General features: G+C 65.1%; 25 protein-coding genes and 1 pseudogene. 11 read left to right on the forward strand and 15 right to left on the reverse strand.

The window, feature by feature from the left end; translation table 11 throughout:
* Positions 1 to 13 precede the first annotated feature (13 nt).
* Positions 14 to 925: a LysR substrate-binding domain-containing protein gene (locus CQW31_RS00670; protein ID WP_054886360.1), complete on the forward strand. Its 912-nt coding sequence runs from the start codon at positions 14 to 16 to the stop codon at positions 923 to 925.
* A gap of 116 nt (positions 926 to 1,041) precedes the next feature.
* Here CQW31_RS00670 and CQW31_RS00675 read toward each other — a convergent pair whose 3' ends face one another.
* The 5 genes from CQW31_RS00675 to ribBA form a co-directional block, all read right to left on the reverse strand.
* Positions 1,042 to 2,190 (reverse strand): ABC transporter ATP-binding protein, encoded by a 1,149-nt coding sequence (locus tag CQW31_RS00675; RefSeq protein WP_099813452.1) that lies wholly within the window; start codon positions 2,188 to 2,190, stop codon positions 1,042 to 1,044.
* Positions 2,191 to 2,209: 19 nt separating this feature from the next.
* Positions 2,210 to 3,019, reverse strand: coding sequence for an ABC transporter permease (locus CQW31_RS00680; RefSeq protein WP_027919924.1), 810 nt, complete (start codon positions 3,017 to 3,019; stop codon positions 2,210 to 2,212).
* Between the two features lie 6 nt (positions 3,020 to 3,025).
* Positions 3,026 to 3,943 (reverse strand): ABC transporter permease, encoded by a 918-nt coding sequence (locus tag CQW31_RS00685; protein WP_099813453.1) that lies wholly within the window; start codon positions 3,941 to 3,943, stop codon positions 3,026 to 3,028.
* A complete protein-coding gene (locus tag CQW31_RS00690; protein WP_054886357.1) occupies positions 3,940 to 4,965 on the reverse strand; it encodes a polyamine ABC transporter substrate-binding protein in 1,026 nt (341 codons plus the stop codon). The genes CQW31_RS00685 and CQW31_RS00690 overlap by 4 nt, the downstream gene beginning before the upstream one ends.
* A gap of 332 nt (positions 4,966 to 5,297) precedes the next feature.
* Positions 5,298 to 6,419, reverse strand: coding sequence for a bifunctional 3,4-dihydroxy-2-butanone-4-phosphate synthase/GTP cyclohydrolase II (gene ribBA / locus CQW31_RS00695; RefSeq protein WP_099813454.1), 1,122 nt, complete (start codon positions 6,417 to 6,419; stop codon positions 5,298 to 5,300).
* Positions 6,420 to 6,497: 78 nt separating this feature from the next.
* Between ribBA and CQW31_RS00700 the strand changes: the two genes are divergently transcribed.
* The gene (locus CQW31_RS00700; protein ID WP_054886355.1) at positions 6,498 to 6,791 is read left to right on the forward strand and encodes a DUF1330 domain-containing protein; all 294 of its coding nucleotides are present in this window, start codon (positions 6,498 to 6,500) and stop codon (positions 6,789 to 6,791) included.
* Positions 6,792 to 6,905: 114 nt separating this feature from the next.
* Here the strand turns inward: CQW31_RS00700 and CQW31_RS00710 are convergent, their stop codons facing one another.
* Together CQW31_RS00710 and CQW31_RS00715 are read right to left on the reverse strand one after the other, a co-directional pair.
* On the reverse strand, positions 6,906 to 7,628 hold the full coding sequence (locus tag CQW31_RS00710; RefSeq protein ID WP_099813455.1) for a pirin family protein: 723 nt from the start codon (positions 7,626 to 7,628) through the stop codon (positions 6,906 to 6,908).
* A gap of 55 nt (positions 7,629 to 7,683) precedes the next feature.
* Complete coding sequence (locus CQW31_RS00715) at positions 7,684 to 8,703, reverse strand: alpha/beta hydrolase (protein WP_099813456.1); 1,020 nt, start codon at positions 8,701 to 8,703, stop codon at positions 7,684 to 7,686.
* Positions 8,704 to 8,849: 146 nt separating this feature from the next.
* Between CQW31_RS00715 and CQW31_RS00720 the strand changes: the two genes are divergently transcribed.
* The gene (locus CQW31_RS00720; protein WP_099813457.1) at positions 8,850 to 9,734 is read left to right on the forward strand and encodes a LysR family transcriptional regulator; all 885 of its coding nucleotides are present in this window, start codon (positions 8,850 to 8,852) and stop codon (positions 9,732 to 9,734) included.
* A 118-nt stretch (positions 9,735 to 9,852) separates the two neighbouring features.
* Here CQW31_RS00720 and CQW31_RS00725 read toward each other — a convergent pair whose 3' ends face one another.
* Genes CQW31_RS00725 through purU form a run of 6 tightly spaced genes read right to left on the reverse strand, consistent with a single transcriptional unit; the run spans position 9,853 to position 16,665 of the window.
* Positions 9,853 to 10,446 carry a sarcosine oxidase gene (locus CQW31_RS00725; RefSeq protein ID WP_054886351.1) on the reverse strand — a complete coding sequence of 198 codons (594 nt, stop codon included), beginning with the start codon at positions 10,444 to 10,446 and terminating at the stop codon, positions 9,853 to 9,855.
* A gap of 3 nt (positions 10,447 to 10,449) precedes the next feature.
* Complete coding sequence (locus CQW31_RS00730) at positions 10,450 to 13,353, reverse strand: 2Fe-2S iron-sulfur cluster-binding protein (RefSeq protein ID WP_099813458.1); 2,904 nt, start codon at positions 13,351 to 13,353, stop codon at positions 10,450 to 10,452.
* Positions 13,350 to 13,655, reverse strand: a complete 306-nt coding sequence (locus tag CQW31_RS00735; protein WP_099813459.1) for a sarcosine oxidase subunit delta — start codon at positions 13,653 to 13,655, stop codon at positions 13,350 to 13,352. Before CQW31_RS00735 ends, CQW31_RS00730 begins: the two co-directional genes overlap by 4 nt.
* 12 nt (positions 13,656 to 13,667) lie before the next feature.
* Entirely contained in the window at positions 13,668 to 14,909 is a 1,242-nt protein-coding gene (locus CQW31_RS00740; protein WP_099813460.1) for an FAD-dependent oxidoreductase, read from the reverse strand.
* Complete coding sequence (gene folD / locus CQW31_RS00745) at positions 14,891 to 15,802, reverse strand: bifunctional methylenetetrahydrofolate dehydrogenase/methenyltetrahydrofolate cyclohydrolase FolD (protein ID WP_099813461.1); 912 nt, start codon at positions 15,800 to 15,802, stop codon at positions 14,891 to 14,893. Before folD ends, CQW31_RS00740 begins: the two co-directional genes overlap by 19 nt.
* Entirely contained in the window at positions 15,799 to 16,665 is an 867-nt protein-coding gene (gene purU / locus CQW31_RS00750) for a formyltetrahydrofolate deformylase (protein WP_099813462.1), read from the reverse strand. The genes folD and purU overlap by 4 nt, the downstream gene beginning before the upstream one ends.
* 224 nt (positions 16,666 to 16,889) lie before the next feature.
* Here purU and CQW31_RS00755 point away from each other — a divergent pair, with 224 nt between their 5' ends.
* The 5 genes and pseudogenes from CQW31_RS00755 (at position 16,890) to CQW31_RS00785 (ending at position 20,425) form a co-directional block, all read left to right on the forward strand.
* Positions 16,890 to 17,291 carry a hypothetical protein gene (locus CQW31_RS00755; protein ID WP_054886345.1) on the forward strand — a complete coding sequence of 134 codons (402 nt, stop codon included), beginning with the start codon at positions 16,890 to 16,892 and terminating at the stop codon, positions 17,289 to 17,291.
* Between the two features lie 507 nt (positions 17,292 to 17,798).
* Positions 17,799 to 18,020 (forward strand): MbtH family protein, encoded by a 222-nt coding sequence (locus tag CQW31_RS00770; protein ID WP_054887100.1) that lies wholly within the window; start codon positions 17,799 to 17,801, stop codon positions 18,018 to 18,020.
* A complete protein-coding gene (locus CQW31_RS00775; RefSeq protein ID WP_054887099.1) occupies positions 18,017 to 18,736 on the forward strand; it encodes a thioesterase II family protein in 720 nt (239 codons plus the stop codon). The genes CQW31_RS00770 and CQW31_RS00775 overlap by 4 nt, the downstream gene beginning before the upstream one ends.
* A 57-nt stretch (positions 18,737 to 18,793) precedes the next feature.
* A complete protein-coding gene (locus CQW31_RS00780) occupies positions 18,794 to 19,345 on the forward strand; it encodes a hydrolase (RefSeq protein ID WP_054887098.1) in 552 nt (183 codons plus the stop codon).
* Positions 19,346 to 19,371: 26 nt separating this feature from the next.
* A pseudogene (locus tag CQW31_RS00785) lies at positions 19,372 to 20,425 on the forward strand (DUF1615 domain-containing protein).
* Positions 20,426 to 20,455: 30 nt separating this feature from the next.
* Here CQW31_RS00785 and CQW31_RS00790 read toward each other — a convergent pair.
* Positions 20,456 to 21,367, reverse strand: a complete 912-nt coding sequence (locus CQW31_RS00790; RefSeq protein WP_099813463.1) for a LysR family transcriptional regulator — start codon at positions 21,365 to 21,367, stop codon at positions 20,456 to 20,458.
* Between the two features lie 94 nt (positions 21,368 to 21,461).
* On the opposite strand from CQW31_RS00790, the gene CQW31_RS00795 reads away from it, so the two are divergent.
* Both CQW31_RS00795 and CQW31_RS00800 read left to right on the forward strand, forming a co-directional pair.
* Entirely contained in the window at positions 21,462 to 22,628 is a 1,167-nt protein-coding gene (locus CQW31_RS00795) for an MFS transporter (RefSeq protein WP_054887095.1), read from the forward strand.
* Between the two features lie 65 nt (positions 22,629 to 22,693).
* Entirely contained in the window at positions 22,694 to 23,056 is a 363-nt protein-coding gene (locus CQW31_RS00800; RefSeq protein ID WP_099813464.1) for a DUF6508 domain-containing protein, read from the forward strand.
* Between the two features lie 231 nt (positions 23,057 to 23,287).
* Here CQW31_RS00800 and CQW31_RS00810 read toward each other — a convergent pair whose 3' ends face one another.
* The gene (locus tag CQW31_RS00810; RefSeq protein WP_099813465.1) at positions 23,288 to 23,911 is read right to left on the reverse strand and encodes a glutathione S-transferase family protein; all 624 of its coding nucleotides are present in this window, start codon (positions 23,909 to 23,911) and stop codon (positions 23,288 to 23,290) included.
* Between the two features lie 13 nt (positions 23,912 to 23,924).
* On the opposite strand from CQW31_RS00810, the gene CQW31_RS00815 reads away from it, so the two are divergent.
* On the forward strand, positions 23,925 to 24,785 hold the full coding sequence (locus tag CQW31_RS00815) for a sulfite exporter TauE/SafE family protein (protein ID WP_249341995.1): 861 nt from the start codon (positions 23,925 to 23,927) through the stop codon (positions 24,783 to 24,785).
* The last annotated feature ends 42 nt before the right edge of the window (positions 24,786 to 24,827 follow it).

Here is a 24,827-nt window from a genome sequence, read left to right on the forward strand (position 1 = left end):
TGGTGCACGTATCGTGAATAATCTACCAAGCCTCGACGACCTCGATATCTTTCTTCAGGTAGCCCGCCGTGCGAGCTTTGCGGCGGTGGCCGAGGCCCGTGGCATGTCGGCTGCCTTCGTCAGCAAGCGCATCCGCCTGCTCGAAGCGGACCTCGGCGTGCGCCTGCTGCACCGCACCACCCGGCGGGTGACGGTGAGCGAGGAGGGTGAGCGGGTCTATCAATGGGCGCAGCAGATCTTCGAGGCATTGCAGCGCATGGGCGATGATCTGGACGCCGGCCAGCGTGAGCCGGCCGGGCAATTGCGCATCGCCAGCAGCCTGGGCCTGGGGCGGCGGATGGTGGCGCCGGCGTTGTCGGCGCTGACGTCGCGCTACCCACGGCTGGACATACGCCTGGACGTGCATGACCGCCTGGTGGACCTGGCGGCCGAGGGCGTCGATCTGGATATCCGCGTGGGTGACCAGATTGCCCCGAACCTGATCGCCAAGCGCCTGGCACGCAACTGGCGGGTGTTGTGTGCGGCGCCGGACTATCTTGCCCGGCGCGGCACGCCGAAGAGCCTGGCGGATCTGGCCAGCCACGACTGCCTGGTGATCAAGGAACGTGACCATCCTTTCGGGCTCTGGCACCTGGAGGGGCCCGCTGGCGAGGAAACTGTGCGGGTCACCGGCGCGTTGTCGAGCAACCATGGCGAAGTGGTGCACCAATGGTGCCTGGACGGGCGCGGGATCGTGTTGCGGTCGTGGTGGGATGTGCACGACAGCCTGGTGGATGGCCGGCTGGTGCAGGTGCTGGAGGGATATCGGCAGAGTGCCGATATCTGGGCGGTATATACCGCGCCGCTGGCCGGGTCGGCCAAGGTACGAGTGGCGGTGGAGTTTTTCCGGGAATACTTTGCTGAACGATTACGATTGCCTGAGTGATAGCAGGGGAGGGCGTTGCCCTCCTTTCGCGACACAAGGCCGCTCCTACACGGTAACGCGATCTCCTGTAGGAGCGGCCTTGTGTCGCGAAAGGGCCGCGCAGCGGCCCCGGTTTTTTAATGAGCCCCAGCCGACTTGCTCAGGTCGCTCTCGGCCCACTCGGTATAGATGCAGGCATCCGCCAGCGCCCAGCGCACTTTCACGGTATCCCCCGGCTGCATCGGCATCCCGGCGGCAGACAGCGCCTTCACCGTCAGCTCTGTACCGCCGGCCGTCACCACATGGCAGGTCTGGCTCTCACCCAGGAACAGCACTTCACCGACCTTGGCACTGACCTCGTTCCAGCCCGCAGGCAATGGCTCGCGCGCGGCCTGTTCGGCGGTCAGGGCCAGGGCTTTCTCCGGGCGCACCATGATCAGTGCATCCTGCTCTGCGCTGAGGCCCGGGGTCAGGCGAATCGCCACCGGCTGGCCTTCGAAGCTGGCCGCGCCATTGCTGCTGGCCTTGATGCGCAGGAAGTTGGAGTTGCCCAGGAACGACGCGACAAAGGCATTTGGCGGATTCTGATAAAGGTCGTAACCGGTACCCAGGCCAACGATCTTGCCATGGCTGAAGATGGCGATGCGCTGGGACAGGCGCATGGCTTCTTCCTGGTCATGGGTCACGTAGACGATGGTGATGCCCAGCCGGCGATGCAGCTGGCGCAGTTCGTCCTGCAGGTCTTCACGCAGCTTCTTGTCCAGCGCCCCGAGTGGTTCGTCCATCAGCAGGATGCGTGGCTCGTACACCAGCGCCCGGGCAATTGCCACACGTTGCTGCTGGCCACCGGACATCTGCGACGGCTTGCGGTGGGCGAACTTCTCCAGCTGCACCAGCTTGAGCATGGCATCGACGCGCTTGGTGGTTTCGGTGGCACTGAGCTTGCGGATCGCCAGCGGGAAGCCGATGTTGTCACGCACGTTCAAGTGCGGGAACAGCGAATAGCGCTGGAATACCATGCCGATGTCACGCTTGTGCGGCGGCACGTTGACCAGCGACTGGCCCTCGACCAGGATTTCGCCGCTGCTTGGCGTTTCGAAACCGGCCAGCATCGACAGCGTGGTGGACTTGCCGGAGCCACTGGAGCCGAGGAAGGTCAGGAACTCGCCGTCCTGGATCTCCAGGTCGAGGTTGTCGACGGCGGTGAAGTCGCCGTAGTGCTTGTTCAGGCCACGCAGGCTGACCAGGGTCTTGCCGTGGGCGTTGTCTTTGATGACTGCACTCATTGTTGTTTTCTCCGCACGCTCAGGCGTTGACTTCGGTGCGCCGGCGCAAGGCGGCGGCAATGAACATGACAAGCAGCGACAGGCCGATCAGCAGGGTCGAGGCCACGGCGATGACCGGGCTCAGGTCCTGGCGCAGGGTGGTCCACATCTTCACCGGCAGGGTCTGCAGGTCGGGGCTGGCCATCATCACGCTCAGCACCACCTCGTCCCACGACACCAGGAAGGCGAACAGGCCACCGGCGATCATGCCCGGGCGAATCGCCGGGAAGGTCACCTTGAATATCGCCTGCAGGCGCGAGGCGCCGCAGATCACCGCAGCATCCTCGATCGACTGGTCGAACAGCTTCAGCGAGTTGATGATCGAGATGATGGTGAACGGCAGGGCGACGATCACATGGCTGACCACGAAGGCGAACAGCGTGCCGGTGTAGCCGAGCTTGAGGAACAGTGCGTACACCGCCACGGCGATGATCACCAGCGGCACGATCATCGGCATGGTGAACAGCCCGTAGAGCATTTCGCGGCCGGGGAAGCGGCCACGCACCAGGGCGAAGGCGGTGGGCAGGCCCAGCAGCACCGCGGCGATGGTGGTCAGCACAGCGACCTTGAGGCTGGCCAGGGCGGCGTCCATCCACTCCGGGTTGGAGAAGAACTGGCCGTACCACTTGAAAGTCCAGCCCGGTGGCGGGAACACCAGCCACTGGGACGAGCCGAACGACAGCAGCACGATGAACACCACCGGCAGCAGCAGGAAGGCCGCGATGACCCCGGTGGTCAGGTACAGGCCCGTACGCAGCGGGCGGCCCATGGCATTGGGAGACAGGAGCATGGCGGTTTACCTCGCGTTGCCAACCGGGGATTCCGGCTGCAGCTTCAGGTACAGGTAGAAGAGCACCAGGGTGATCACCACCAGCAATGCGGCGGCGGCGCTGGCCAGGCCCCAGTTGAGGAACGACTGCACCTGCTGAATGATGAATTCCGGCAGCATCATGTTCTGCGCGCCACCGAGCAGGGCTGGGGTCACGTAGTAACCGAGCGACATCACGAACACCATCAACGCGCCGGAGAACAACCCCGAGCGGCATAGCGGCAGGAACACCTTCCAGAAGTTGGTCCAGGGGCTTGCGCCGCAGATCGAGCCGGCCTGCAGCACCATCGGGTCGATGGCGTGCATGGTCGCCTGCAGCGGCAGCACGATGAACGGGATCATGATGTAGCTCATGCCGATCACCACGCCGGTGAGGTTGTGCACCATCTCCAGCGGGGTATCGATGATGCCCATGGCCATCAACGCCTTGTTGATCACCCCCGAGCTCTGCAGCAGCACCAGCCACGAGTAGGTGCGCGCCAGCAGGCTGGTCCACATCGACAGCAGCACGATGTTCAGCAGCCAGCGGCCCCAGCCCTGGGGCACCAGGGTGATCGCCCAGGCCAGCGGGAAGCCCAGCAGCACGCTGATCAGGGTGACCACGCCGGCCACCGAGAAGGTGTTGAACAGCACCCGTGCATAGGCCGAGTTGGCGAACAGCTGCTCGTAGTTGCCCAGCCCTGGCGTTGGCTCCAGCACCCCGCGCAGCAACAGGCCGACCAGCGGGGCGAAGAAGAACAGGCCGAGGAACAGCAGGGCCGGCAGCAGGTTGCGGCTGCCTTTCCAGCGCTGGCCCAGGCTCACGCGACGAGGGGCCGTTCCCGGGGCGCCGGTGCCCGTGGGGGCACCTTGCGCGTTGTGCAGGGCGTTGATGGCGACTTTCATTTGACCAACCACTCATTCCAGCGGGCTGCGATGGCCTGGCCGTTTTTCGCCCAGTAGGCGAAGTCCAGGGTGACCTGGTCCTGGGCGTAGGCGGTCGGCAGGTTCGGGGCGAGGTCCTTGTCGAGCTTGGCCACGCTGTCGACGTTCACCGGGGCGTAGGCGGTCTTGTTGGCGAACGCGGCCTGGCCTTCGGCGCTGCTGGCATTGGCCAGGAACTTCATCGCCGCATCCTTGTTCTTCGAGCCTTTCGGGATGACCAGGAAGTCGGCCATGACCAGGTTCTGCTTCCAGCTCACGCCCACCGGTGCACCGTCTTGCTGCAGGGCATAGACGCGGCCGTTCCAGAACTGGCCGAGCGAGGCTTCACCCGAGGCCAGCAGCTGTTGCGACTGGGCACCACCGCCCCACCAGACGATGTCTTTCTTGATGGTGTCGAGCTTCTTGAAGGCGCGATCCAGGTCCAGCGGGTAGAGATCCTTGGGCGCTACGCCGTCGGCCAGCAGGGCCAGCTCCAGCACGCCAGGGCTCGGCCATTTGTACAGGGCGCGTTTGCCTGGGTAGGTCTTGGTGTCGAACAGCGCGGTCCAGTCGACCGGCTTGTTGGCACCGAGCTTGCCTTCGTTGTAGCCGAGCACGAAGGAGAAGAAGAACGAGCCGACGCCGTGGTCGGAGACGAAGCGCGGGTCGATCTTGTCGCGTTTGATCTGGGTGAAGTCGAGGGGTTCGAGCAGGCCTTCGCTGGCGGCGCGCAGGGCGAAGTCAGCTTCGACGTCGACCACGTCCCATTGCACGTTGCCGCTTTCGACCATGGCCTTGAGCTTGCCGTAGTCGGTCGGGCCGTCCTGGACGACTTTGATGTCGGTGCTTTTGCTGAAGGGGATGGCCCATGCTTCTTTCTGGGCGTCCTGGGTGGTACCGCCCCAACTGACGAAGTTCAGGCTGTCAGCGGCCTGGGCGGCCTGACATGCCAGGGTCAGCAGGCTGGCGGACAGCACTGCGGTTACACGTTTGCTCAACAGCATGGTTACGCCCTCGTTGCTTTTGTTATTCGAGGCGGGGCTTCTGGTGCGCCCGCCAACAGTATTCGGGGAGCAGCTAAAACAAAGTGTCTTGTGGCCGTTTGTGATTGTAGGTGCCGGCCTGCAGATTCAAGGTCTACGGGATATCATATTATGGTATTCCAAGATTTTGGCAAGAGGTATGAGGCTACCGGCCATCACTCCGCCCTTGTAGGAGCGGCCTTGTGTCGCGAAAGGGCCGCGAAGCGGCCCCAGGATTTCAGCGTCGACACATGAATTGCTGGGGCCGCCTTGCGGCCCTTTCGCGACACAAGGCCGCTCCTACACGACCCGTATCAGCCAACCATTCCTGGCTCAAAGGGAATGCTCTGCACCACTTCCAGCTCATACCCGGCCAGCCCCGCATACTTCAGCGGCGGCCCCAGGTGACGCAGCTTGCCCACGCCCAGGTCCTGCAGAATCTGCGCCCCGGTACCGACCTCCGAGTACACCTTGGACTGCCCACGCTGATAAGGCCGCACCGGCTGAGTCAGCTGCGGTACGCGTTCGAGCAATGCCTGGGAAGACTCGTGGTTGGCGAGGATTACCACCACCCCGGCACCTTCCTCGGCCACTTTCTGCAGCGCTGCCCACAGCGTCCAGTTGGCGGGGCCGGCGTATTCGGCACCCACCAGGTCGCGCAGCGGGTCGATCACATGCACCCGCACCAGGGTCGGCTGCTCACGGCGGATATCGCCCATGACCATGGCCATGTGTACGCCGCCTTCGATACGGTCCTCGTAGGTCACCAGGCGGAACGTGCCGTGCACGGTCGGCAGTTCGCGTTCGCCGATGCGTTTGATGGTCTGTTCGGTGCTCAGGCGGTAGTGGATCAGGTCGGCAATGGTGCCGATCTTGATGCCATGCTGCGCGGCGAACACTTCCAGGTCCGGGCGGCGGGCCATGGTGCCGTCATCGTTGAGCACCTCGACGATCACCGAGGCCGGGGTGAAACCGGCCAGGCGAGCCAGGTCGCAACCGGCTTCGGTGTGCCCGGCACGGGTCAGCACGCCGCCTTCGCGGGCGCGCAGGGGGAAGATGTGGCCAGGCTGCACCAGGTCTTCGGGGCGGGCATCGGGTGCCATGGCAGCGGCCACGGTGCGCGCCCGGTCAGCGGCGGAAATACCGGTGGTGACGCCGCTGGCGGCTTCGATCGACACGGTGAAGGCGGTGCTGAACACGCTGCCGTTGGCCGGTACCATCTGCTCAAGGCCCAGGCGCTGGCAGTGGTCGTCGGTCAGGGTCAGGCAGATCAGCCCGCGCGCTTCGCGGGCCATGAAGTTGATGGCCTGGGCGTCACAGCGCTCGGCGGCGATCAGCAGGTCGCCTTCGTTTTCCCGGTCCTCGTCGTCCACCAGCAGGACCATCTTGCCTTGCCGGTAGTCCTCGAGGAGTTCCTCGATGGTGTTGAAAGCCATGTTGCACACTCACTGTGGTGGGGTGATTTTTATGGTATACCATCATACACAAATATTTTTGCTACAGGAGAGCAGCGGATGAAGGCCTATTGGATCGCCCACGTCGACGTGACCGACCCCGAGCAGTACCAGCAGTACACCCAGCGCGCTCCCGCTGCCTTCAAGGCATTCGGCGGCCGCTTCCTGGCCCGCGGCGGGCGTAGCGAGGCGATGGAAGGGCGGCCCACTCCACAGCGTAGCGTGGTGATCGAGTTCGATTCGTATGAGCAGGCGGTGGCGTGTTACCAGTCCGATCTGTATCAGGAGGCGTGCAGCCATCGCCAAGGGGTGGCAAAGGCCGAAGTGATCATCGTTGAAGGCTTCGAGCCCTGAGTCTTTGCTGATGGCCCTTTCGCGGGCACGCCCGCTCCCACAGGCATCGCACAGATTCTGAAAACTGTGCAGTACCTGTGGGAGCGGGCGTGCCCGCGAAGAGGCCGATCCCGCTTACGGCATACCCGGCAACTCATGAGGCCGCAGGTCGAACACCAGCACCTCGGCATCCACCCCATTACCCAGCTCAAGCAGTTGTTCCTGCCGTACCCGCACACCATCCCCTTCATTGAGGACCTGGCCATTGAGCTCGATGCTGCCGCGTGCCACGTGTACATAGGCATGGCGATTCTCCGGCAAGCTCAGCGTCGCGCGCTCCGCGCCATCGAACAGCCCGGCATACACTCGCGCGTTCTGCCGCACCTGCAATGACTCCTCGGCACCATCCGGCGAGATGATCAGGCGCAATTTGCCGCGCTTCTCCTCGGCACTGAAGTGCTGTTGCTGGTAACGCGGCGTCGCCCCTTTCACATTGGGCACGATCCAGATCTGCAGGAAGTGCACCGGCTGCGCCTGGCTGTGGTTGAACTCGCTGTGCGCCACGCCATGACCGGCGCTCATCAGCTGCACGTCACCCGGGCGGATCACCGAGCCGGTACCCAGGGTGTCCTTGTGCTCCAGCGCGCCTTCGAGCACGTAGGAGAAGATTTCCATATCGCGGTGCGGGTGCTGGCCGAAACCCTTGCCAGGGATGACGCGGTCGTCGTTGATCACCAGCAGGTCGGAAAAGCCTTGCTCGTCAGGGTTGCGGTAGTGGCCGAAGGAGAAGGTGTGGAACGATTTGAGCCAGCCATGGAAGGCCAGGCCGCGGTCTTCTGCGCTACGGACGGTAAGCATGACGAATCTCCAGTAAGGGCAGGGCCCTCGGGCCCTGCCACAGGGTTGGCTGGCGTTACTGCAAATGCACGTTCAGTTCGTTTGCGGCCTGACGCATCGCTGCCTTGACCGCCGGCACCTGGCTCAGCGGGTTGAGCAGCCCATAGTCATGGATCATGCCGTTGTAGCGCACCGAGGTCACCGTCACGCCTGCCGCATTCAACTTACGGGCATAGGCCTCGCCCTCATCGCGCAGCACATCGAACTCGGCCGTTTGCACCAGCGCCGGTGGCAAGCCTTTCAACTGTTCACTGCTGGCCCGCAGCGGCGAGGCGTAGATCTCTGCCCGTGCCTTGGCATCAGTGGTGTAGTTGTTCCAAAACCACTTCATCATCCCGGTGGTGAGGAAGTGCCCTTCGGCAAACTGCTTGTACGACGCTGTCTCGAAGCTGGCATCGGTCACCGGCCACAGCAGCAGCTGGAAGCGCAGCGCCGGGGTGCCGGCCTCTTTGGCCTTGAGTGCGACCACCGCCGCCATGTTGCCGCCGACGCTGTTGCCGGCCACCGCCAGGCGCTTGCCGTCGACACCGATTTCCTTGCCATGCTCGGCTACCCACCGGGTCGCGGTGTAGGCCTGGTTGATCGCCGTCGGGTAGTGCGACTCAGGCGACGGGGTGTAGTCCACATAGACCGCCACAGCGCCGGAGCCGACCACCAAGTCGCGGATCAGCCGCTGGTGGGTCGGGAAGTCGCCGAGCACCCAGCCGCCGCCGTGGAAGAACATGAACACCGGCAGCTCACCTTTGACATTGGCCGGGCGCACCACCTGCAGCTTGATCGATTGGCCGTTGGCCTGAATGGTGCGCTCCTTGACCTCGATACCGGACAGGTCGACCTTCACCGAAGCCTGGGCACCGGTCAGTACGGCGCGGGCGTCTTTCGGGCTGAGCTGTTCGAGCGGCTTGCCGCCGCCTTGCTCCAGCGCTTCGAGAAAGGCCTGGGTGTGCTGCTCGACGCCTGGGCTGCCCGCAGCGAAAGCGCTGGACACGGACAGGGCGAGGAGGGAGGCGGTGAGGGTTTTGTGGACAATGTTCATGAGCGAATCCTTTTCTGTTCAAGTGTTGGTAATGGGCGTCTTGCCTGGCCTCCAGGGCCATCGCTGCGACCTGTGTGTAGATTAAGCAGGTGCAGTGGCGGGAAAAAGCCGCTATAAAGCGTTTGACTGTCACCAAGAGCGAGACAATGAACCCCTACGAAGACATGCGAATCTTTGCCCAGGTCATGGAGGCCGGTAGCTTCACTGCTGCCGCCGACCGCCTGGGCATGTCCAAGCAATCGGTCAGCCGCCGCCTGATGCAGCTCGAAGAGCGCCTCGGAGTGCGCTTGTTGAACCGCTCTACCCGGCGCCTGGACGCTACGCCGCTGGGCCAGCACTACTACCAGTCGGCACTGCGCCTGCTGGGCGAGGTGCAACAGGTGGAACACGACATCAGCGGCCAGGCCCAGGCCCTGCGCGGCACCTTGCGCCTGAGTGCGCCGCTGTCGTTCGCCATGGCCCACCTGGGCTGCCTGCTGACCGAGTTTCTGCAGTTGCACCCGCAGGTGGATGTGGAGGTGGACCTCAGTGATCGCGCGGTGGACCTGATCGGCGAGGGTTATGACCTGGCGCTGCGTATCGGCGCGCTGGAGGACTCCAGCCTGATTGCCCGGCGCATTGCCGATGTCGAACGGGTGTATTGCGCCAGCCCGGCGTACCTTGCCGCACGTGGCATGCCGGCCAAACCGGAAGACCTGGCCGCGCATGATTGCCTGCCCTATGGGCATTCGCGGCAGGTGCAGTGGCAGTTCCGCCAGGGTGGCAAGGCCCAGGTGATTCAGGTGACCGGGCGGATGCGGGCGAACAACGGCGAGCTGCTCAGGGATGCGGCGATTGCCGGGATGGGGGTGACCTATCTGCCGACCTTTATCGTCGGGCAGGCACTGGCGGACGGGCGCTTGGTGACGGTGCTGGATGAGTGGGTGCCGCTGGCGCTGCAGTTGTCGGCGGTGTATCCGCAGCACAGGCAGGTAGCGCGGCCGGTGCAGGGGTTTGTCAGTTTCCTGCGCGAGCGGCTGACTCAACTCTGACCTTGATAGAAGTGTTTGCTTCTTCGCGGGCTCGCCCGCTCCCACAGGTACGCCACAGTTCTCAAGGTCTGTGGTCTACCTGTGGGAGCGGGCGAGCCCGCGATGAGGCCGGTACAGATCAAATCATCAGCTGATCCAGCCCAACCCACCCGCCATCGAACTCATCCATGGCATCCAGCACAGCCTCCTGGAAGTACGCCAGCGATGCCCGGTCGAACAGCAACTGCAATGCCGGCAATCCATCACTTCCGACATTCACCACGATCACGTTGATCCGCGCCGCCGACGTCTGCGCCACAGCACCGACCGCAAACGCCTGCAACCGCAGATCGACCCCGCACAACTTGGCCATCACCGCACTGCAATGCTCCCCCGACAGTTGCAGCCAGGCATGGCTGTCCTGACGCGGCAGCAGGTAGTTGCGCCGGGCATCCTGCACCCAGCGCTGTTCTTCGCTGGCAACCCGGGCGCCCTGGTCTGCCAGGCTGCCGAGCAACAGGTACTCGCTGGCCGACAGGCGCGCCACCCAGCCGCCGTCGCCCTGGCGCAAGGCCTGGTTGGGCAGCGAGGGCAGCTGGTAGCCACGCCCTTGCAGGTAGTCAGCTGCGTCACCGCCGCGAAACCCGACCCGCGCCAGTCCGGTCAGGTCGGTCAACGCACAGGCGTGCAAAAGGCTGCTTGGGAGGTAGGCTTCGGCTTTCAGGCTGGTCATGGTTCAGAGTTCCTGGCGCAGGTTGTCGGGATCGTAGAAGGGCAGTGGCACCACCTTGGCATTGACCATCACGCCGCCTTCCACGCGGATCGGGATGTGCATGCCAGGCATCGCCTGATGGGCACCGGCGTAGGCCAGGCCGATGATCTGCCCGAGGGTCTGCGAGTACTCGCAAGAGGTGACGTTGCCACTGATGTCCGGGCCGTCCAGCACCAGGTGGCCCTCCAGCGGCTGCGGGCTGCCCTTGGGCAGGGTAAAACCGACCAGCTTGCGCTTGAGCGGCTGTGCTTCGAGGATCTCGATCGAGCGTTTGCCGACGAAAAACGGCTTCTTGCGGCCAATCGCCCACTGCATGTCGAGCTCTGCCGGGTGGCTCATGCCGTCGCTGTCCTGGCCGATGATCACGTGGCCTTTCTCCAGGCGCAGCAGGCGCTGGGTCTCGAGCCCGAACGGGCGGATACCCAGCCCGGCCCCGGCCTGCATCAGCGAGTCCCACAGGCGCTCGGCATGGCGCGCCGGCACATGCACTTCATAACCCAGCTCGCCGACGAAGCCGACCCGCAGGATGCGCGCCGGGATGCCGGCCACCGTGCCCAGGCGCACCCCCAGATAAGGGAAGGCTTCGGCGGACAGCTCGACATCGTTGCAGAGCTTGGCCAGCACCTGGCGCGCCAGCGGCCCGGCCAGGTTGACCGCGGCCAGGGCGGCGGTGACGTTGGCGATGTCCACGTCCAGCCGCCACTGCGCGTTCCACTTGAGCATCTGCTGGTAGATGCGGTCGACGCCGCTGGTGGTGGCGGTGACGTAGAAGTGCTGCTCGGCCAGGCGCGCGCAAACGCCGTCATCGATCACCACGCCGTGCTCGTTGGTCATCAGCGCATAGCGGGTGCGGCCGATGGCCAGCTTGGCAAAGCCGAAGGTGTACAGGCGCTCCAGCAGTTCGGCGGCATCGGGGCCGCGCACATCCAGGCCGCCTAGGGTAGAGACGTCGATCAGGCCGACCTTTTCGCGAACATGGCGTGCTTCCTCCTGCACGCAGCGCTCGCGGTGTTCCGGCTTGCCGTAGAAGGCCGGGCGCTGCCAGCTGCCAGCGGGCATCATCTGCGCGCCCGCCTGCAGGTGGCGGCGGTGCATCGGCGTCTGCCGGTACGGGTCGAACGCACGGCCGGCGACATGCGCCAGTTTCTCGGCCTGGAAGGGTGGGCGGGCAGTGGTCACGCCGGTTTCGCTGATGCTGCGGCCGGTGGCCTGGGCCACCAGGCGTGCGGTGGGCAGCGCCGAGTGGCGGCCCTGGGACGGGCCCATGCCGACCGTGGAAAAGCGCTTGACCAGTTGCACGTCGCGGTAGCCGCTGCGGGTGGCGTTGACGATATCGCGCACTTGCAGGTCTTCCTCGAAGTCGACGAAATCCTTGCCCTTGGGGTGCGGAAAGATCGGCCAGGGGAAGTTGACCTTGGCCTCGGCCACGCAGGCCGACGGCGTTGCTGCTGGCAGGCCCAGTGCCGCGAGGGCTTCGGCGGCGCCGCGGCTGGCGTCGGTGAGCACGTTGTCCAGGCGGTGCCGGCCGTTCACCGAGCCGGCAATGTCCAGGCCGACGGGCAGGTGGCTGATGGTGAACTCGTCACGGTTGACGTCATAGGCCAGCTTGCCACCGGCCTGGCACAGCAACTGATACACCGGCATGTAGCCGGCGGACATGCACAGCAAGTCGCAGGCCACGCGAAGGCCGTGGTCAGCAACCTTGCCCTGGCCGGTGATCGGGCGAATGTCCACGCCCGTAACGTGGCGCATGCCTGCTTCGTGCAGGGCTTCATAGACGGTACTGCCCAGGTGCACGGGAATGTCGCGACGCTTCAGCTCGCTGGCCAGTGCGGTATCGGCGGGCGCGGCGCGCATGTCGACCAGGGCGGCGACAGCCACGCCTTGTTCTTGCAGGTCGAGGGCGGCCAGGTAGCCGTCATCGTGGCCGGTGAGAATCACCGCGCGTTGCCCCGGCTTGACCGCGTACAGCTTCATCAGCCGCTGCGCGGCGCTGGTCAGCATTACCCCGGGCAGGTCGTTGTTGCGGAACACCACCGGCTGGTCGAACGACCCGGCGGCCACCAGGCAGCGAGTGGCGCGTACCTTGTACAGGCGCTTGTGCTGGATCACCGGCAGGTAGTTGTCGGTGAACCAGCCGTTGCAGGTGGCCTCGCACAGCACCTGGATGTTCGGCTGGCCTTCGACAGCGGCGAGCAGTTCCTGGCGCAGGCTGGCAGCGCGGGTGCCGGCGATGTCAAAGCGGGCGTAGGTCAGCGAGCCGCCGAGCACCGGCTGTTGCTCGATCAGCAGCACCTTGGCCCCGGCATTGGCGGCGTCCAGCGCGGCGCGCAGGCCGGCCGGGCCGGCACCGATCACGGCCAGGTCGACAAACAGATAGGCCTTGTCGTAGTACTGCGGCCTGAAGCCGAGGTCGAGCACGCCGAGGCCGGCCTTCTTGCGGATCAGCGGCTCCCACACCTTCCACATGCCCTTGGGCTTGTAGAACGAGCGGTAGTAGAAGCCCACCGGCATGAAGCGCGAGAACTTGCCCAGGTAGGCGTCGCGGTCGTGTTCCAGGCTGCCGTTGAAGTTCTGCCCGGCGACCACCTGGCCGTCACGGGCGGCCTCCAGGTCGGCCAGCACGTTGGGCTCTTCGGGGAGCTGCACCAAGGTGTTGGCGTCCTGCCCGGCCATGCTCAGCGGGCCACGCGGGCGGTGGTACTTGAACGAGCGCGACAGCAGCCAGCGGCCGTTGCCGAGCAGGGCACTGGCAATGGTGTCACCGGCAAAGCCCGGGCAGGCCTGGCCATCGAATTCGAATCGTAGGGGCCGCTCGCGGTCGATCAACAGGCCCATGGGTTCGGGGAGGCGAGTGAGGCTGTTCATCCGGCGATCTCCGGGGTGGCGGTGGGGCTGAAGTCGACGCGGCGGTCGAACACTTCTTTGGGGTCGAAGGTGCGCAGCACCTGGTCGGTGACGGTGTGGCGCTCGGCCAGGAACCAGTAGCTCGAGGCGTTGTGCAGCCACCACTCGGTGACCACGCCGGCCAGGTTGTCGCTGTTGAACACGTAGTCGGCCCACTCGGTGTCAGTGCAACTGGCCGGGTCGGGCATGGACTTGAGCTCGCCGCCGTAGGTGAACTCGCTGATGTTGCGCGGGCCGTTCAAGGGGCAAATCAGGATCTTCATCGTCGTATGCTCCTAGTGGCTGGCCGCAGTGGCGCCCATTTCGTTGACTTGCCGGAAGCGGCTGAAACGCTCCAGGGCGAATGGCGCGATCAGTTCCGGAACCTTGCCGCCGCTGGCGACCAGCTCGGCCATGGTCTTGCCGCAGATCGGCGTGGCCTTGAAGCCCCAGGTGCCCCAGCCGGCGTCGAGGTAGTAGTTGTCGACCGGCGACAGGCCCATGATCGGGCTGTAGTCCGGGGTCATGTCGGTGATCCCGGCCCACTGGCGCATCAGCTTGGCGTTGGCCATGAACGGGAACATCTCGATGGCGTGGGCCAGCAGGCTTTCCTTGAGGTCGAGGGTGGAGCGGGTGTTGTACAGCGGGTACGGGTCGGAGCCGCCGCCGAAGACGATCTCGCCACGGCTGGTCTGCTGTACGTAGCAGTGCAATGCCGATGAACTCACCAGCGGGTCGAGGAATGGCTTGAATGGCTGGGTGACCATGGCTTGCAGCGGGTAGGTGTGGATCGGCGCCCGGATGCCGGCCTTGGCCATCAGCTGCGAACTGGCGCCGGCCACCGCCTGCACCACACAGCCGCACTGAACGGTGCCACGGTTGGTCTTGACTGCTTCGATGCGGCCATTGCGAATCAGCAGGTCCTGCACTTCGGTCAGCTGGTGGATTTCCACGCCGCGCTTGGCAGCCTGCTTGGCATAGCCCCAGGCCACCGCGTCGTGGCGCGCTGTGGCGCCGTCGATGTGCCAGAGGCCCGCCAGCACCGGCAGGTGGCCGGGGTCGAGGTTCAGGCTCGGCACCAGCTCGCGGATCTGCTGGCGGTCGATCATCTCGGTGCGCCCGCCGAAGTGCCTGTTGACCTCGGCGCGCTGGCGGAACGCGCGCACGGTGGCGTCGGTGTGCGCCAGGGTCAGTTGGCCACGCTCGGAGTACATGATGTTGAAGTCGAACTCGTTGGACAGGTTCTGGAACATCCGCACCGATTCTGCGTAGAAGCGCACACCCTCGGAGGTGAGGTAGTTGGAGCGGATCACGGCAGTGTTGCGCGCGGTGTTGCCGCCGCCCAGGTAGGCCTTCTCCAGCACGGCAACGTTGGTCACGCCGTGGTACTTGGCCAGGTAATAGGCAATGGCCAGGCCGTGGCCGCCGCCGCCAATGATTACCACGTCATAGCGCGGCTTGAGTTCGCACGGTGGCGGCAGGTCGACCTCCACCGGGTAGTCGGCGCTCAGGCCGTATTTCAGCAGGGCGAAAGGCATGGGGTGCGCTCCTGGTGGGCGGCCTGTTGTTGCAGGTCGAGGGCGAGCAGGGTGTTTTTCATCAGGTAGGCGATGGTCATCGGGCCGACGCCTCCGGGCACCGGGGTGATAGCGGCAACCTGGGGCAGGGCGGCCGCGAAGTCGACATCGCCGACCAGGCGGCTATGGCCGCCTTCTTCGATGCGGTTGATGCCGACATCGATCACCACCGCGCCGGGCTTGAGCCACTCGGCGCCGACCAGGCGTGGCTTGCCGACCGCCGCGACGACGATGTCGGCCTGGCGGCACAGCGTCGGCAGGCCGCGACTGCGTGAGTGCACCACGGTTACCGTGCAGTCGGCCTGCAGCAGCAGTGCGGCCATGGGTTTGCCGACGATGTTCGAGCGGCCGATCACCACGGCATGCTTGCCGCGCAGCTCGCCGCAGGCATCGCGCAGCAGGCGCATGCAGCCGCTGGGGGTGCAGGGGGTGAGCACGTCGCGCCCCTGGGCCAGGCCACCGACGTTTTCGCTGTGGAAACCGTCCACATCCTTCAGCGGGCTGATCGCCTGGAGAATGCAGTGCTCGTCGACATGCTCGGGCAGCGGCAACTGCACGAGGATGCCGTTGACCTTGCTGTCGCGGTTGAGCCGGTCGATCAGGGTCAGCAGTTGCGCCTGGGTGGTGTCGGCCGGCAGCCGGTGTTCCTGCGAACGGATGCCCACTTCCTCGGCGCGTAGCACCTTGTTGCGTACATACACCTGGCTGGCCGCGTCGGCCCCGACCAGGACCACTGCCAGGCCTGGTTGCACGCCGCCCTGGCGCAAGGTCTGCACCTGCTCGCGAACCTCGGCCAGCACCCGCGCCGCGGTGGCCTTGCCGTCGATCAGCTTGATGCTGGGGATGGCGTTCATTTGAAGATCACCGTGCGGTCGTGGTTGAGGAACACCCGGTGCTCAAGGTGGTATTTGACGGCGCGGGAAAGGGCGATGGTCTCGGTGTCGCGGCCGATCGCCACCAGGTCGTCGGGGGTATAGGCGTGGTCGACGCGCTGCACTTCCTGTTCGATGATCGGGCCCTCGTCGAGGTCGCTGGTGACGTAGTGGGCGGTGGCACCGATCAGCTTGACCCCGCGCTGATAGGCCTGGTGGTACGGCTTGGCGCCCTTGAAACCAGGCAGGAACGAGTGATGGATGTTGATCGCCCGGCCTGACAGCTGGCGGCACAGGTCGTCGGAGAGAATCTGCATGTAGCGCGCCAGCACCACCAGTTCGGTGCCGGTGTCCTCGACGATGCGCATCAGTGCGGCTTCCTGCTCGGCCTTGGTCTCCTTGCTCACCGGCAGGTAGACGAAGCGGATGCCCTGGCGCTCGGCCATTGGCCGCAGGTCGAGGTGGTTGGAGACCACGGCGGTGATCTGCATGTCCAGCTCGCCCTTGGCATGGCGGTAGAGCAGGTCGGCCAGGCAGTGGTCGAACTTGCTGACCATCAGCAGCACGCGCAGCGGCCGGGCGCTGCTGTGCAGGCTCCAGTCCATGTCGAAACGCTGGGCGACATCGGCGAAGCCTGCTTCCAGCTGCGGCTTGTCACCGCTCACGCCAGTGTTGTAGCGGAACACCGCACGCATGAAGAAGCGGCCATTGTCCTCGTCGTCGAACTGTGCCATCTCGCTGATGTAGCAACCGTGCTCGGCCAGGTAGGTGGTCACCGCCGCAACGATGCCGGACACGGCCGGGCAACTGACGCGCAGGATGAAGTGATCGGGAGCGGGGTGCATGTCGGATAGGCCTCGTGATGGAGTGGGGCAGGTCTGGCACAAGGGCAAAAGAAGCTTCGCGGCGGGCGAAGTGTTGTTTCTTGATGGGAATATAAATTTCCCTTGGGCGATTTATAGGCGAAGCGAGGGGGCGGGGTCCAGCGGTTTGTGAAATTTTTTATCCTGGCAGGAAAGTTTTTCTGAAGCGTTTACTGAGAACGGGCTGGTGAAGCTATGCTTGCTGCATGAGCACCCCACCTCCTCTTCGCCAACCGTGCCCCCCTGGCGCCTGTGACTGCGGCCGCGAACACCTGGCCGGGCACCCGCCAGCGGCCCAGCGCATCCTCCTGCTCACCCGCCAGGAAGAAAAGCGCCTGCTCGAACGCCTGGAAAACCTCAAGGACCTGGAAGACCTGCAGCGCCTGCAACAGCGGCTGTACGAAAACCTTGGCATCCGCGTGCACATCAGCCCCGGCTTCAACGAAGTGCGCACCATGCGCGGCATCGTCATCGAACTCGACGAGCAGCCCGGCCTGTGCCGCAAGACCCGCCAGTCGATCCCGGCCGCGATCCGCCGGGGCCTTGAGCGCAACCCGCAGGTGGCGTTCCGGCTGCTCGATGCGCATGACTTGCTGAGGGATGCGTGAGGCTAGTGCTTGGCTTGGCTTGGCTTGGGGTGTGTGGGGGCTGTGAGATCGAGCGCCGCCCGCGCGGCGCATCGCGGGCAAGCCCGCTCCCACATCTGTTTCGGGCCAGTCCCTCCTGTGCCGCCAACAGGGACCGCCTTGTTGGCATGGCGATGCATCTCGGTGGAAGCCGACAGGGGTATGGCGATGCATCTTGGTGGGCATTGATGCTTGCTCCACCTGTCTTCAGTCATGCACCAAGGCGGATCCTGTTGGCGGCACAGGAGGGACTGGCCCGAAACAGATGTGGGAGCGGGCTTGCCCGCGATGCGCCGCGCGGGCGGCGCTCGATTTATGCCCCACCACATAACCCAAGCCAGGCACTTGGTAGCCTCAAATCTCTCTCCCGGCGAACATTGCCTATCCACAATCCCTGAGTAACCTAATTTTTCCGCAGCGCCCTACGTCTACCTGAGAACCTCCCTGCGCCAGGCGCGCAGTGGCATCCATCACTCAAGGAGACAGCCAATGACTTCCGTATTCGACCGCGACGATATCCAGTTCCAGGTAGTGGTCAACCACGAAGAGCAATACTCCATCTGGCCGGACTACAAGGCCATCCCCGAAGGCTGGCGCGCGGTAGGCAAGAGCGGCCTGAAGAAGGATTGCCTGGCCTACATCGACGAAGTCTGGACCGACATGCGTCCCTTGAGCCTGCGCCAGCAGATGGCCGCAGCTGCCGCCCAGTGACCCCGCTCAACCTGCTGTGCCTGCCGTATTCCGGGGCCAGTGCCATGGTCTACAGCCGCTGGCGGCGCAAGCTGCCGGCCTGGCTGCAGGTGCGCCCGGTCGAACTCCCTGGGCGGGGGGCACGCATGGGCGAGCCGCTGCAGACCGACATGCAGGCGCTGGCCCGGCAGTTGGCCAGTGAGCAACGCCTGGCCGTCAACGCGCCTTATGCGTTGCTCGGCCATAGTCTTGGCGCACTGCTGGCCTTCGAACTGGCCCACGAACTGCGCGCATTGGGCTGCCCGGCACCGCTGGCGCTGTTCGCTTGCGGCACGGCGGCGCCCACCCGGCGCGAGGATTACGATGGCCACAACTGGCGCGACCCCAAGAGCGATGACCAGCTCAAGTCCGAACTGCGCGAACTCAATGGCACGCCGGAGGAGGTGCTGGCCAATGCCGAGCTGATGAGCCTGACCTTGCCCACCCTGCGCGCTGACTTCCTGCTCTGCGGCCGTTATCTCTACCGTCAGCGGCCTGCCTTGCAGTGCCCGCTGCATGTGCTCGGTGGCGAAGCGGACCGGGCCAGCGCAGAGCAACTGCAGGCCTGGCGCAGGGAAACCCTCGGTGCCTTTTCGCTGCAGATGTTCCCCGGCGGCCACTTCTTCATCCACGAGCACGAGGACCAGGTGCTCGCTGCGCTGACACAGGCCCTTGAGGCGTATCGGCTTTCTGCCTGATTGACGGCGCCGCCTGCCTGGGGGAGGCTAGGCCTTTTTCCAGGCAAGAGGCGGACAATGCTGATCGAACATCACAAGGCCACGTTGCTGGTGGTCGACATCCAGGAAAAGCTCATCGGCGCCATGAGCGACCCTCAAGGCACTCGCGCCCGAGCGCGCTGGTTGCTCTCGGCCTGCCATGACCTGGAACTGCCGATCGTGATTTCCGAGCAGTACCCCAAAGGCCTGGGTCACACCTTGTCGGAACTGATCGCGGTGGCCCCGGCGGCAGAAGTGGTGGAAAAGACCCATTTCTCCTGCGTGGCCGCCCAATGCTTGCCGGCCGGCCTGATGGCCCGTGAGCAGGTCATCGTCTGCGGCATGGAAACCCACGTCTGCGTGCTGCAGACCGTGCTTGGCCTGCTGGCCCTGGGCAAGCAGGTGCTGGTGGTCGAGGATGCCTGCGACAGCCGTACCCCGGCCAACAAAGCCGCGGGCCTTGCGCGCATGCGCCAGGCCGGGGCGCAAGTGGTGACCCGGGAAATGGTGCTGTTCGAGCTCATGGGCAGCGCCAGCCACCCGCAGTTCCGCCACATCAGCAAGACCTATCTGGTCGGTGAACAGCCCTGAACGGCCGTCTGTTGGCGGCCGGGCTGATGGCCCTGGCGCTGTTGCAGGGGTGCGCCGGGCGCCGCGAGGAAGAGCCGGAGGCCGACCCGGCCAAGGTTCGCGCTCAGCTGATGCGCCTGCTGCCGGCCCAGGCCAGGGACCGCGAAGGCTGGGCCAGGGATATCCAGGTGGCGTTCGAGGCCCAGCGCATTGCGCCGAGCAAGCGCAACCTGTGCGCGGTGCTGGCGGTGACCGAGCAGGAGTCGACCTTCAATGCTGACCCGCAAGTGCCCGGCCTCGGGCGCATCGCCCGTGAGGAAATCGACCGCCGTGCGGCGCGCCTGCACATTCCCAAGCTGCTGGTCGACGCTGCACTGAAGACGCCTTCAGGCAATGGCCAGAGCTACCAGCAGCGCCTGCTGGCAGTGCGCAGCGAGAAGCAACTGAGCGCGCTGTACGACGAGTTCATCGCGCGCTTGCCGTTGGGCAAGACCTTGCTGGACGGCTTGAACCCTGTGCACACCGGCGGGCCGATGCAGGTCAGCATTGACTTCGCCGAAAAGCACGCCAAGGATTATCCCTACACCTATGACGGCACCCTTCGCCAGGAAGTCTTCAGCCGCCGTGGGGGCATGTACTTCGGTATTGCCCATCTGCTCGGCTATCCGGTGCATTACGAGCGCCAGCTGTACCGCTTCGCTGATTTCAACGCGGGGTGGTACGCCAGCCGCAATGCCGCGTTCCAGGCTGCCTTGAGCAAGGTCACGGGGGCATCCCTGGCGCTGGATGGCGACCTGGTCGCCCCCGGTTCGATCATGCCCGGCAGCACTGAGCAGGCGGCGCGCAAGCTCGGGGTCAAGCTGGGGCTGCGCAACACACAGATCCGCAACCAGCTGGAGCTCGGTGACAGCCTGGCGTTCGAGGACAGCAAGCTGTACAGCGGGGTGTTTGCCCTGGCCGATGCGGCTGCGGGCAAGCCGCTGCCGCGGGCCGTGCTGCCGGGGATCGAGCTGAAAAGCCCGAAGATCACCCGTAAGCTGACGACCGCCTGGTTTGCCGGGGCGGGTGGACGAGCGTTATGAGCGGTGCATGAATCGATAGCGCATGGCCAAGGCCCTGCAGGCAGCCTGTTCAGGCCGACAGCAACGGCCAGCCCTGGTGATGCTCCACCAGAAAATCCACGAACACCCGCACCCGTGCCGGCATCGCCGGCCCGCCGACGAATACCGCATGCAGCGGTTCGCGGTCGCCTGGGTTGTAGTCTTCCAGTAGCGCTACCAGTTGTCCGTTTTTCAGCTCATCGGCTACGGTAAAGGTCCCGATCCGGGCAATGCCCGCCCCCAGCCTGGCCAGCTGCGCCAACGCCTCGCCACTGCTGCACTCGATATTCCCCGTCACTTTCAGTGAAAAATCCTCCCCCGCCCGGCGAAACGGCCAATCCGGTGCTGCACGCCGGAAGTTGAAGCGCAGGCAGTTGTGCTGCGCCAGGTCCTCCGGCACCTGCGGCGCGCCACAGCGTGACAGGTAGTCGGGCGAAGCGACCACCACCTGGCCGGTATGACCGATGCAGCGTGCACTGAGCGAGCTGTCTGGCAGCTGGCCGAAGCGCAGCGCCACGTCGGCCTGACCGCCATGGATATCGGCGATTTCATCGCTCAGCGTCAGGTCCACCAGCACCTGCGGATACAACGCGCTGAACGCCGTCAGCAACGGCACCATCGTCTGCCGCCCATGCCCCAGCGCCGCGCTGACCCGCAAGCGCCCGCGCGGCACGCCCTGATCGGTGATCGCCTCTTCGACTTCCAGCAGGTCGGCCAGGATGCGCCGCGCCCCGCGCAGGTACGCCTCACCCTCGGTGGTGAGGGTGATCGCCCGGGTGGTGCGCAGCAGCAGGCGGGTACCCAGGCGCTGCTCGGCGCGGGCGATGATGCGACTCACCGCCGAGGGTGTCAGGCCCAGCTCGCGGGCCGCGGCAGACAGGCTGCCGGCATCCACCACCTTGGCAAAAACCTCCATCTCCCCGGATCGCCCGTTGAAATCCATCTGTGCCTCCAGCGCAAAGGTGGTTACCGGGAAACCGGTCTAGTGCATTCAAAAGTCTGATCGTAGCATTCCCGTCATAGATAAGGAGCCTTGTATGCGTATCAATCCCCCTCTCGTCGCGCTCGCCATCGGTGCCTTCGGCATCGGTGTGACCGAGTTCGCCCCCATGGGCATGCTGCCCGGCATTGCCAGCGACCTCGGCGTGTCGATCCCGGCGGCAGGCCTGCTGGTCAGTGCCTACGCGCTAGGTGTGCTGATCGGTGCCCCGTTGATGACCCTGGCCACCGGCAAAGTGCCGCGGCGCTACCTGCTGATCGGGTTGATGGCCATCTTTACCCTGGGCAACCTGCTTTCGGCCCTGGCCACCGATTACCAGAGCCTGCTGATTGCACGGGTGGTGACCTCGCTCAACCATGGCGCGTTCTTTGGCGTCGGCTCGGTGGTGGCGGCCAGCGTGGTGCCGCCCGAGAAGCGGGCAGGGGCGGTGGCCGCCATGTTCATGGGCCTGACCCTTGCCACCATTGGCGGTGTGCCGCTGGCCACTTGGTTCGCAGAGCTGCTCGGCTGGCGTACGGCGTTCTGGGGCATTGCCGGCCTGGGCCTGGTGGCGATGGCTTCGCTGTGGTTCGCGCTGCCCAGTGTGCCGCTGCCCAAGAGCGCAGGTGTGATGGCCGAAATCCGTGTGCTGGGGCGTGGGCCGGTGCTGGCGGCGCTGACCCTGACCGTGGTCGGCTCCAGCGCGATGTTCACCGTGTTCACCTACATTGCACCGATCCTTCACAGCCAGGCGCAGGCTTCCACGACCTTCATCACCGCCATGCTGGTGCTGTTCGGCATTGGCCTGACCTTGGGCAACGCGTGGGGCGGCAAGGCCGCGGATCGCTCGGTCGAGCGTACCTTGATCGTGTCGTTGCTGGTGTTGATTGCAGTGCTGCTGGTGTTCCCGGCGATGCTTGGCTGGTCGCTGCCGACGGCGCTGGCCATCCTGATCTGGGGCATTGCCAGTTTCGCCCTGGTGCCGCCGCTGCAGATGCGCGTGATGGATGCCGCCAAGGACGCGCCCAACTTGGCCTCGGCGGTGAACATTGGCGCGTTCAACCTGGGCAATGCGATTGGTGCGGCGCTGGGCGGCGCGGTGATCAACGCCGGCTTGGGATACTCGGCGGTGTCGTTTGCCGGGGCAGGGATGGCGCTGCTGGGGCTACTGCTGACCATCGCCTGGCGATCGCGGCCGGCAGTGCCGGTGCAGCAGACGGCGTAACGAACAGTGGGCTGCAAAGCAGCCCCGTTTGTGTAGACTTGCCGGGTGCCGATAAGGAAATCACCATGCATCCCACCCAGGCCGATATCGAAGCCTTGCTGTGCTACCAGGCCCAGCTCTACCCCAATGGCGTAGCGATCAAGACCTACACCCTCCAGGAAGGCAGCCTTTGGCCCGATTATGAAACGGTGGTCAGCGCGTTTTACCAGGAGGCCGGCAGGGACTGCTGGATCGACGTCAATTACCGGCCCACCGCCGACCACCTGCTCAGCGCCCCTGACACCATCGCCCAGGCCACCTTGCCCCAACTGCAGAGCCTGCTGACCTACTGCGTGCGTGGTGAACGGTTCTGTGACGGCCATTGGGCGGCCATGATCGAACGGGGCCACGTGCAGCGCATCCTCTCGCGTTTGGCCGCGTTTGCCTGAAGGCACGCAAATAGCTTGGCTCGGTACCATCTTCCCGCTGTTCATCAGCCGCCAGGCCGAAGTCGGCGCCGAGTACGACCTGGGCCGAGTCGCCTTCACTGCCAGCGCGTTGCGCATTCGCCAGCCGGCCTACGAGACCAACGCCATATCACGAGTGTTCGGCCGCCACGCCGCGCACCTACCTGCTCTGCGCCATCCTCGGTTTCTGAAGCGTGCTCAGCGGCTACCTGCTCAAGGCAGGCCGTTGCGTCCATGGGCAAGGTAGCCAGGCCGCTGGCTCAGGCGTTGGTAATAGTCACTCACGGCGGGCAGTTGGGGATGATCGATCGGTGTGGCGAACCAGCGCTGCACCGACAGGCCGATGGGGATGTCGGCCAGGGTGAAGTGCTCGCAAGCGACGAACGCGCCGGTCGCAGCCAGTTGCCGATCGAGGATGCCCATGTAGCGCGCCCACTCTGCGCAACCGGCAGCCAGCGCCTGGGTATCCTGATGCGCAGGCGAGTGGCGTACCCGCGACATGAACGGGTAACTCCACGCCCGGTTCAGGTCAGAGGCCTGCCAGTCGATCCACTGGTCGATGCGCGCCCGTGCCTGCGCTTCGCTTGGGTAGCAGGCCGCATCGCCATAGCGGTTGGCCAGGTAGCGGATGATGCTGTTGGATTCCCACAGCGTGAAATCGCCGTCCTGGATCACCGGGACCATGGCGTTGGGGTTGAGCGTGAGGAATTCGGGCGCATCGGTGGGCCGGAAGCCGCTGCCCCAGTCTTCGCGGGTGAAGGGGATGTTGAATTCGGCGCAGGCCCACAGCACCTTGCGCACGTTGATCGATGAGGCCCTGCCCAGTATCCGTAACATAGCTTCGTCCTTGATGAGGGTAGTGATAATCGTCAATGACCGCATTGTCTGGGTCAAGCTGGATCTGAAGCAGACATTCATGTGCGGCTCTGGCAAGGTGGACGCCGATCACGTCAGGCTTGAATTGCCCATGGATGCCTTCTACCTCATCGCCCTCGGTGCCATCGTCGCCGGTTTCGTCCAGGGCCTTTCCGGCTTTGCCTTCGGCATGGTCGCGATGTCGTTCTGGGCCTGGGGCTTGGAACCACGGCTGGCGGCGTCGCTGACCGTGTTCGGCAGCCTCACCGGCCAGCTGATCGCCGTGTTCAGCGTGCGACGCGGCTTCAGCTGGGCGTTGTTGTGGCCGTTCTTGCTCGGCGGCCTGGCCGGCATCCCGCTGGGGGTGTGGGTATTGCCGTACCTGGACATGCTCTGGTTCAAGGCGGTGTTCGGCACCTTGCTGGTGCTGTGGTGCCCGCTGATGCTGCTGGCGCCGCGCCTGCCACGGCTGCCGGGCAACCGCCTGGCCGATGGTGCGGTGGGCCTGGTGGGCGGGGCGCTCGGCGGAATCGGTGGTTTTACCGGCACAGTGCCTACACTGTGGTGTACCTTGCGCGGCTTCGAGCGTGATACCCAGCGTGCGGTGATCCAGAACTTCAACCTGTCGATGCTGCTGGTGACCATGCTCACCTACCTGGGCACCGGCGTGGTGACCCGCGACATGCTGCCCGCGTTCGCTGTGGTGCTGCTGTCCATGGCACTGCCGGCGCTGCTGGGCACGCGGGTGTACCTGGGAATCAGCGAGCTGGCGTTTCGCCGGGTGGTGCTGGGGTTGTTGACCGCCTCGGGGGTGGCCATGCTCATGGCATCGCTGCCGCAGTTGTCGAGCCGTTGAGTGCTTGCCTGGCGGCACTGAACTTGGCACCCTTTGCGCCGC

It is taken from the genome of Pseudomonas sp. 382, from assembly GCF_002759075.1.
GTDB lineage: Bacteria > Pseudomonadota > Gammaproteobacteria > Pseudomonadales > Pseudomonadaceae > Aquipseudomonas > Aquipseudomonas vlassakiae.

Coding starts and splice junctions, on each gene's coding strand:
- CQW31_RS00680 (WP_027919924.1), bottom strand. CDS start 3,019: ATGCTCCTGTCTCCCAATGCCATGGGCCGCCCGCTGCGTACGGGCCTG.
- CQW31_RS00790 (WP_099813463.1), bottom strand. CDS start 21,367: ATGGATTTCAACGGGCGATCCGGGGAGATGGAGGTTTTTGCCAAGGTG.
- folD (WP_099813461.1), bottom strand. CDS start 15,802: ATGAACGCCATCCCCAGCATCAAGCTGATCGACGGCAAGGCCACCGCG.
- CQW31_RS00735 (WP_099813459.1), bottom strand. CDS start 13,655: ATGAAGATCCTGATTTGCCCCTTGAACGGCCCGCGCAACATCAGCGAG.
- CQW31_RS00720 (WP_099813457.1), top strand. CDS start 8,850: ATGAACCCCTACGAAGACATGCGAATCTTTGCCCAGGTCATGGAGGCC.
- CQW31_RS00755 (WP_054886345.1), top strand. CDS start 16,890: ATGAGCACCCCACCTCCTCTTCGCCAACCGTGCCCCCCTGGCGCCTGT.
- ribBA (WP_099813454.1), bottom strand. CDS start 6,419: ATGGCTTTCAACACCATCGAGGAACTCCTCGAGGACTACCGGCAAGGC.
- CQW31_RS00815 (WP_249341995.1), top strand. CDS start 23,925: ATGAGGGTAGTGATAATCGTCAATGACCGCATTGTCTGGGTCAAGCTG.
- CQW31_RS00675 (WP_099813452.1), bottom strand. CDS start 2,190: ATGAGTGCAGTCATCAAAGACAACGCCCACGGCAAGACCCTGGTCAGC.
- CQW31_RS00685 (WP_099813453.1), bottom strand. CDS start 3,943: ATGAAAGTCGCCATCAACGCCCTGCACAACGCGCAAGGTGCCCCCACG.
- CQW31_RS00700 (WP_054886355.1), top strand. CDS start 6,498: ATGAAGGCCTATTGGATCGCCCACGTCGACGTGACCGACCCCGAGCAG.
- CQW31_RS00770 (WP_054887100.1), top strand. CDS start 17,799: ATGACTTCCGTATTCGACCGCGACGATATCCAGTTCCAGGTAGTGGTC.
- CQW31_RS00810 (WP_099813465.1), bottom strand. CDS start 23,911: ATGTTACGGATACTGGGCAGGGCCTCATCGATCAACGTGCGCAAGGTG.
- CQW31_RS00725 (WP_054886351.1), bottom strand. CDS start 10,446: ATGACCAGCCTGAAAGCCGAAGCCTACCTCCCAAGCAGCCTTTTGCAC.
- CQW31_RS00795 (WP_054887095.1), top strand. CDS start 21,462: ATGCGTATCAATCCCCCTCTCGTCGCGCTCGCCATCGGTGCCTTCGGC.
- CQW31_RS00715 (WP_099813456.1), bottom strand. CDS start 8,703: ATGAACATTGTCCACAAAACCCTCACCGCCTCCCTCCTCGCCCTGTCC.
- CQW31_RS00740 (WP_099813460.1), bottom strand. CDS start 14,909: ATGCCTTTCGCCCTGCTGAAATACGGCCTGAGCGCCGACTACCCGGTG.
- CQW31_RS00690 (WP_054886357.1), bottom strand. CDS start 4,965: ATGCTGTTGAGCAAACGTGTAACCGCAGTGCTGTCCGCCAGCCTGCTG.
- CQW31_RS00780 (WP_054887098.1), top strand. CDS start 18,794: ATGCTGATCGAACATCACAAGGCCACGTTGCTGGTGGTCGACATCCAG.
- CQW31_RS00800 (WP_099813464.1), top strand. CDS start 22,694: ATGCATCCCACCCAGGCCGATATCGAAGCCTTGCTGTGCTACCAGGCC.
- purU (WP_099813462.1), bottom strand. CDS start 16,665: ATGCACCCCGCTCCCGATCACTTCATCCTGCGCGTCAGTTGCCCGGCC.
- CQW31_RS00730 (WP_099813458.1), bottom strand. CDS start 13,353: ATGAACAGCCTCACTCGCCTCCCCGAACCCATGGGCCTGTTGATCGAC.
- CQW31_RS00710 (WP_099813455.1), bottom strand. CDS start 7,628: ATGCTTACCGTCCGTAGCGCAGAAGACCGCGGCCTGGCCTTCCATGGC.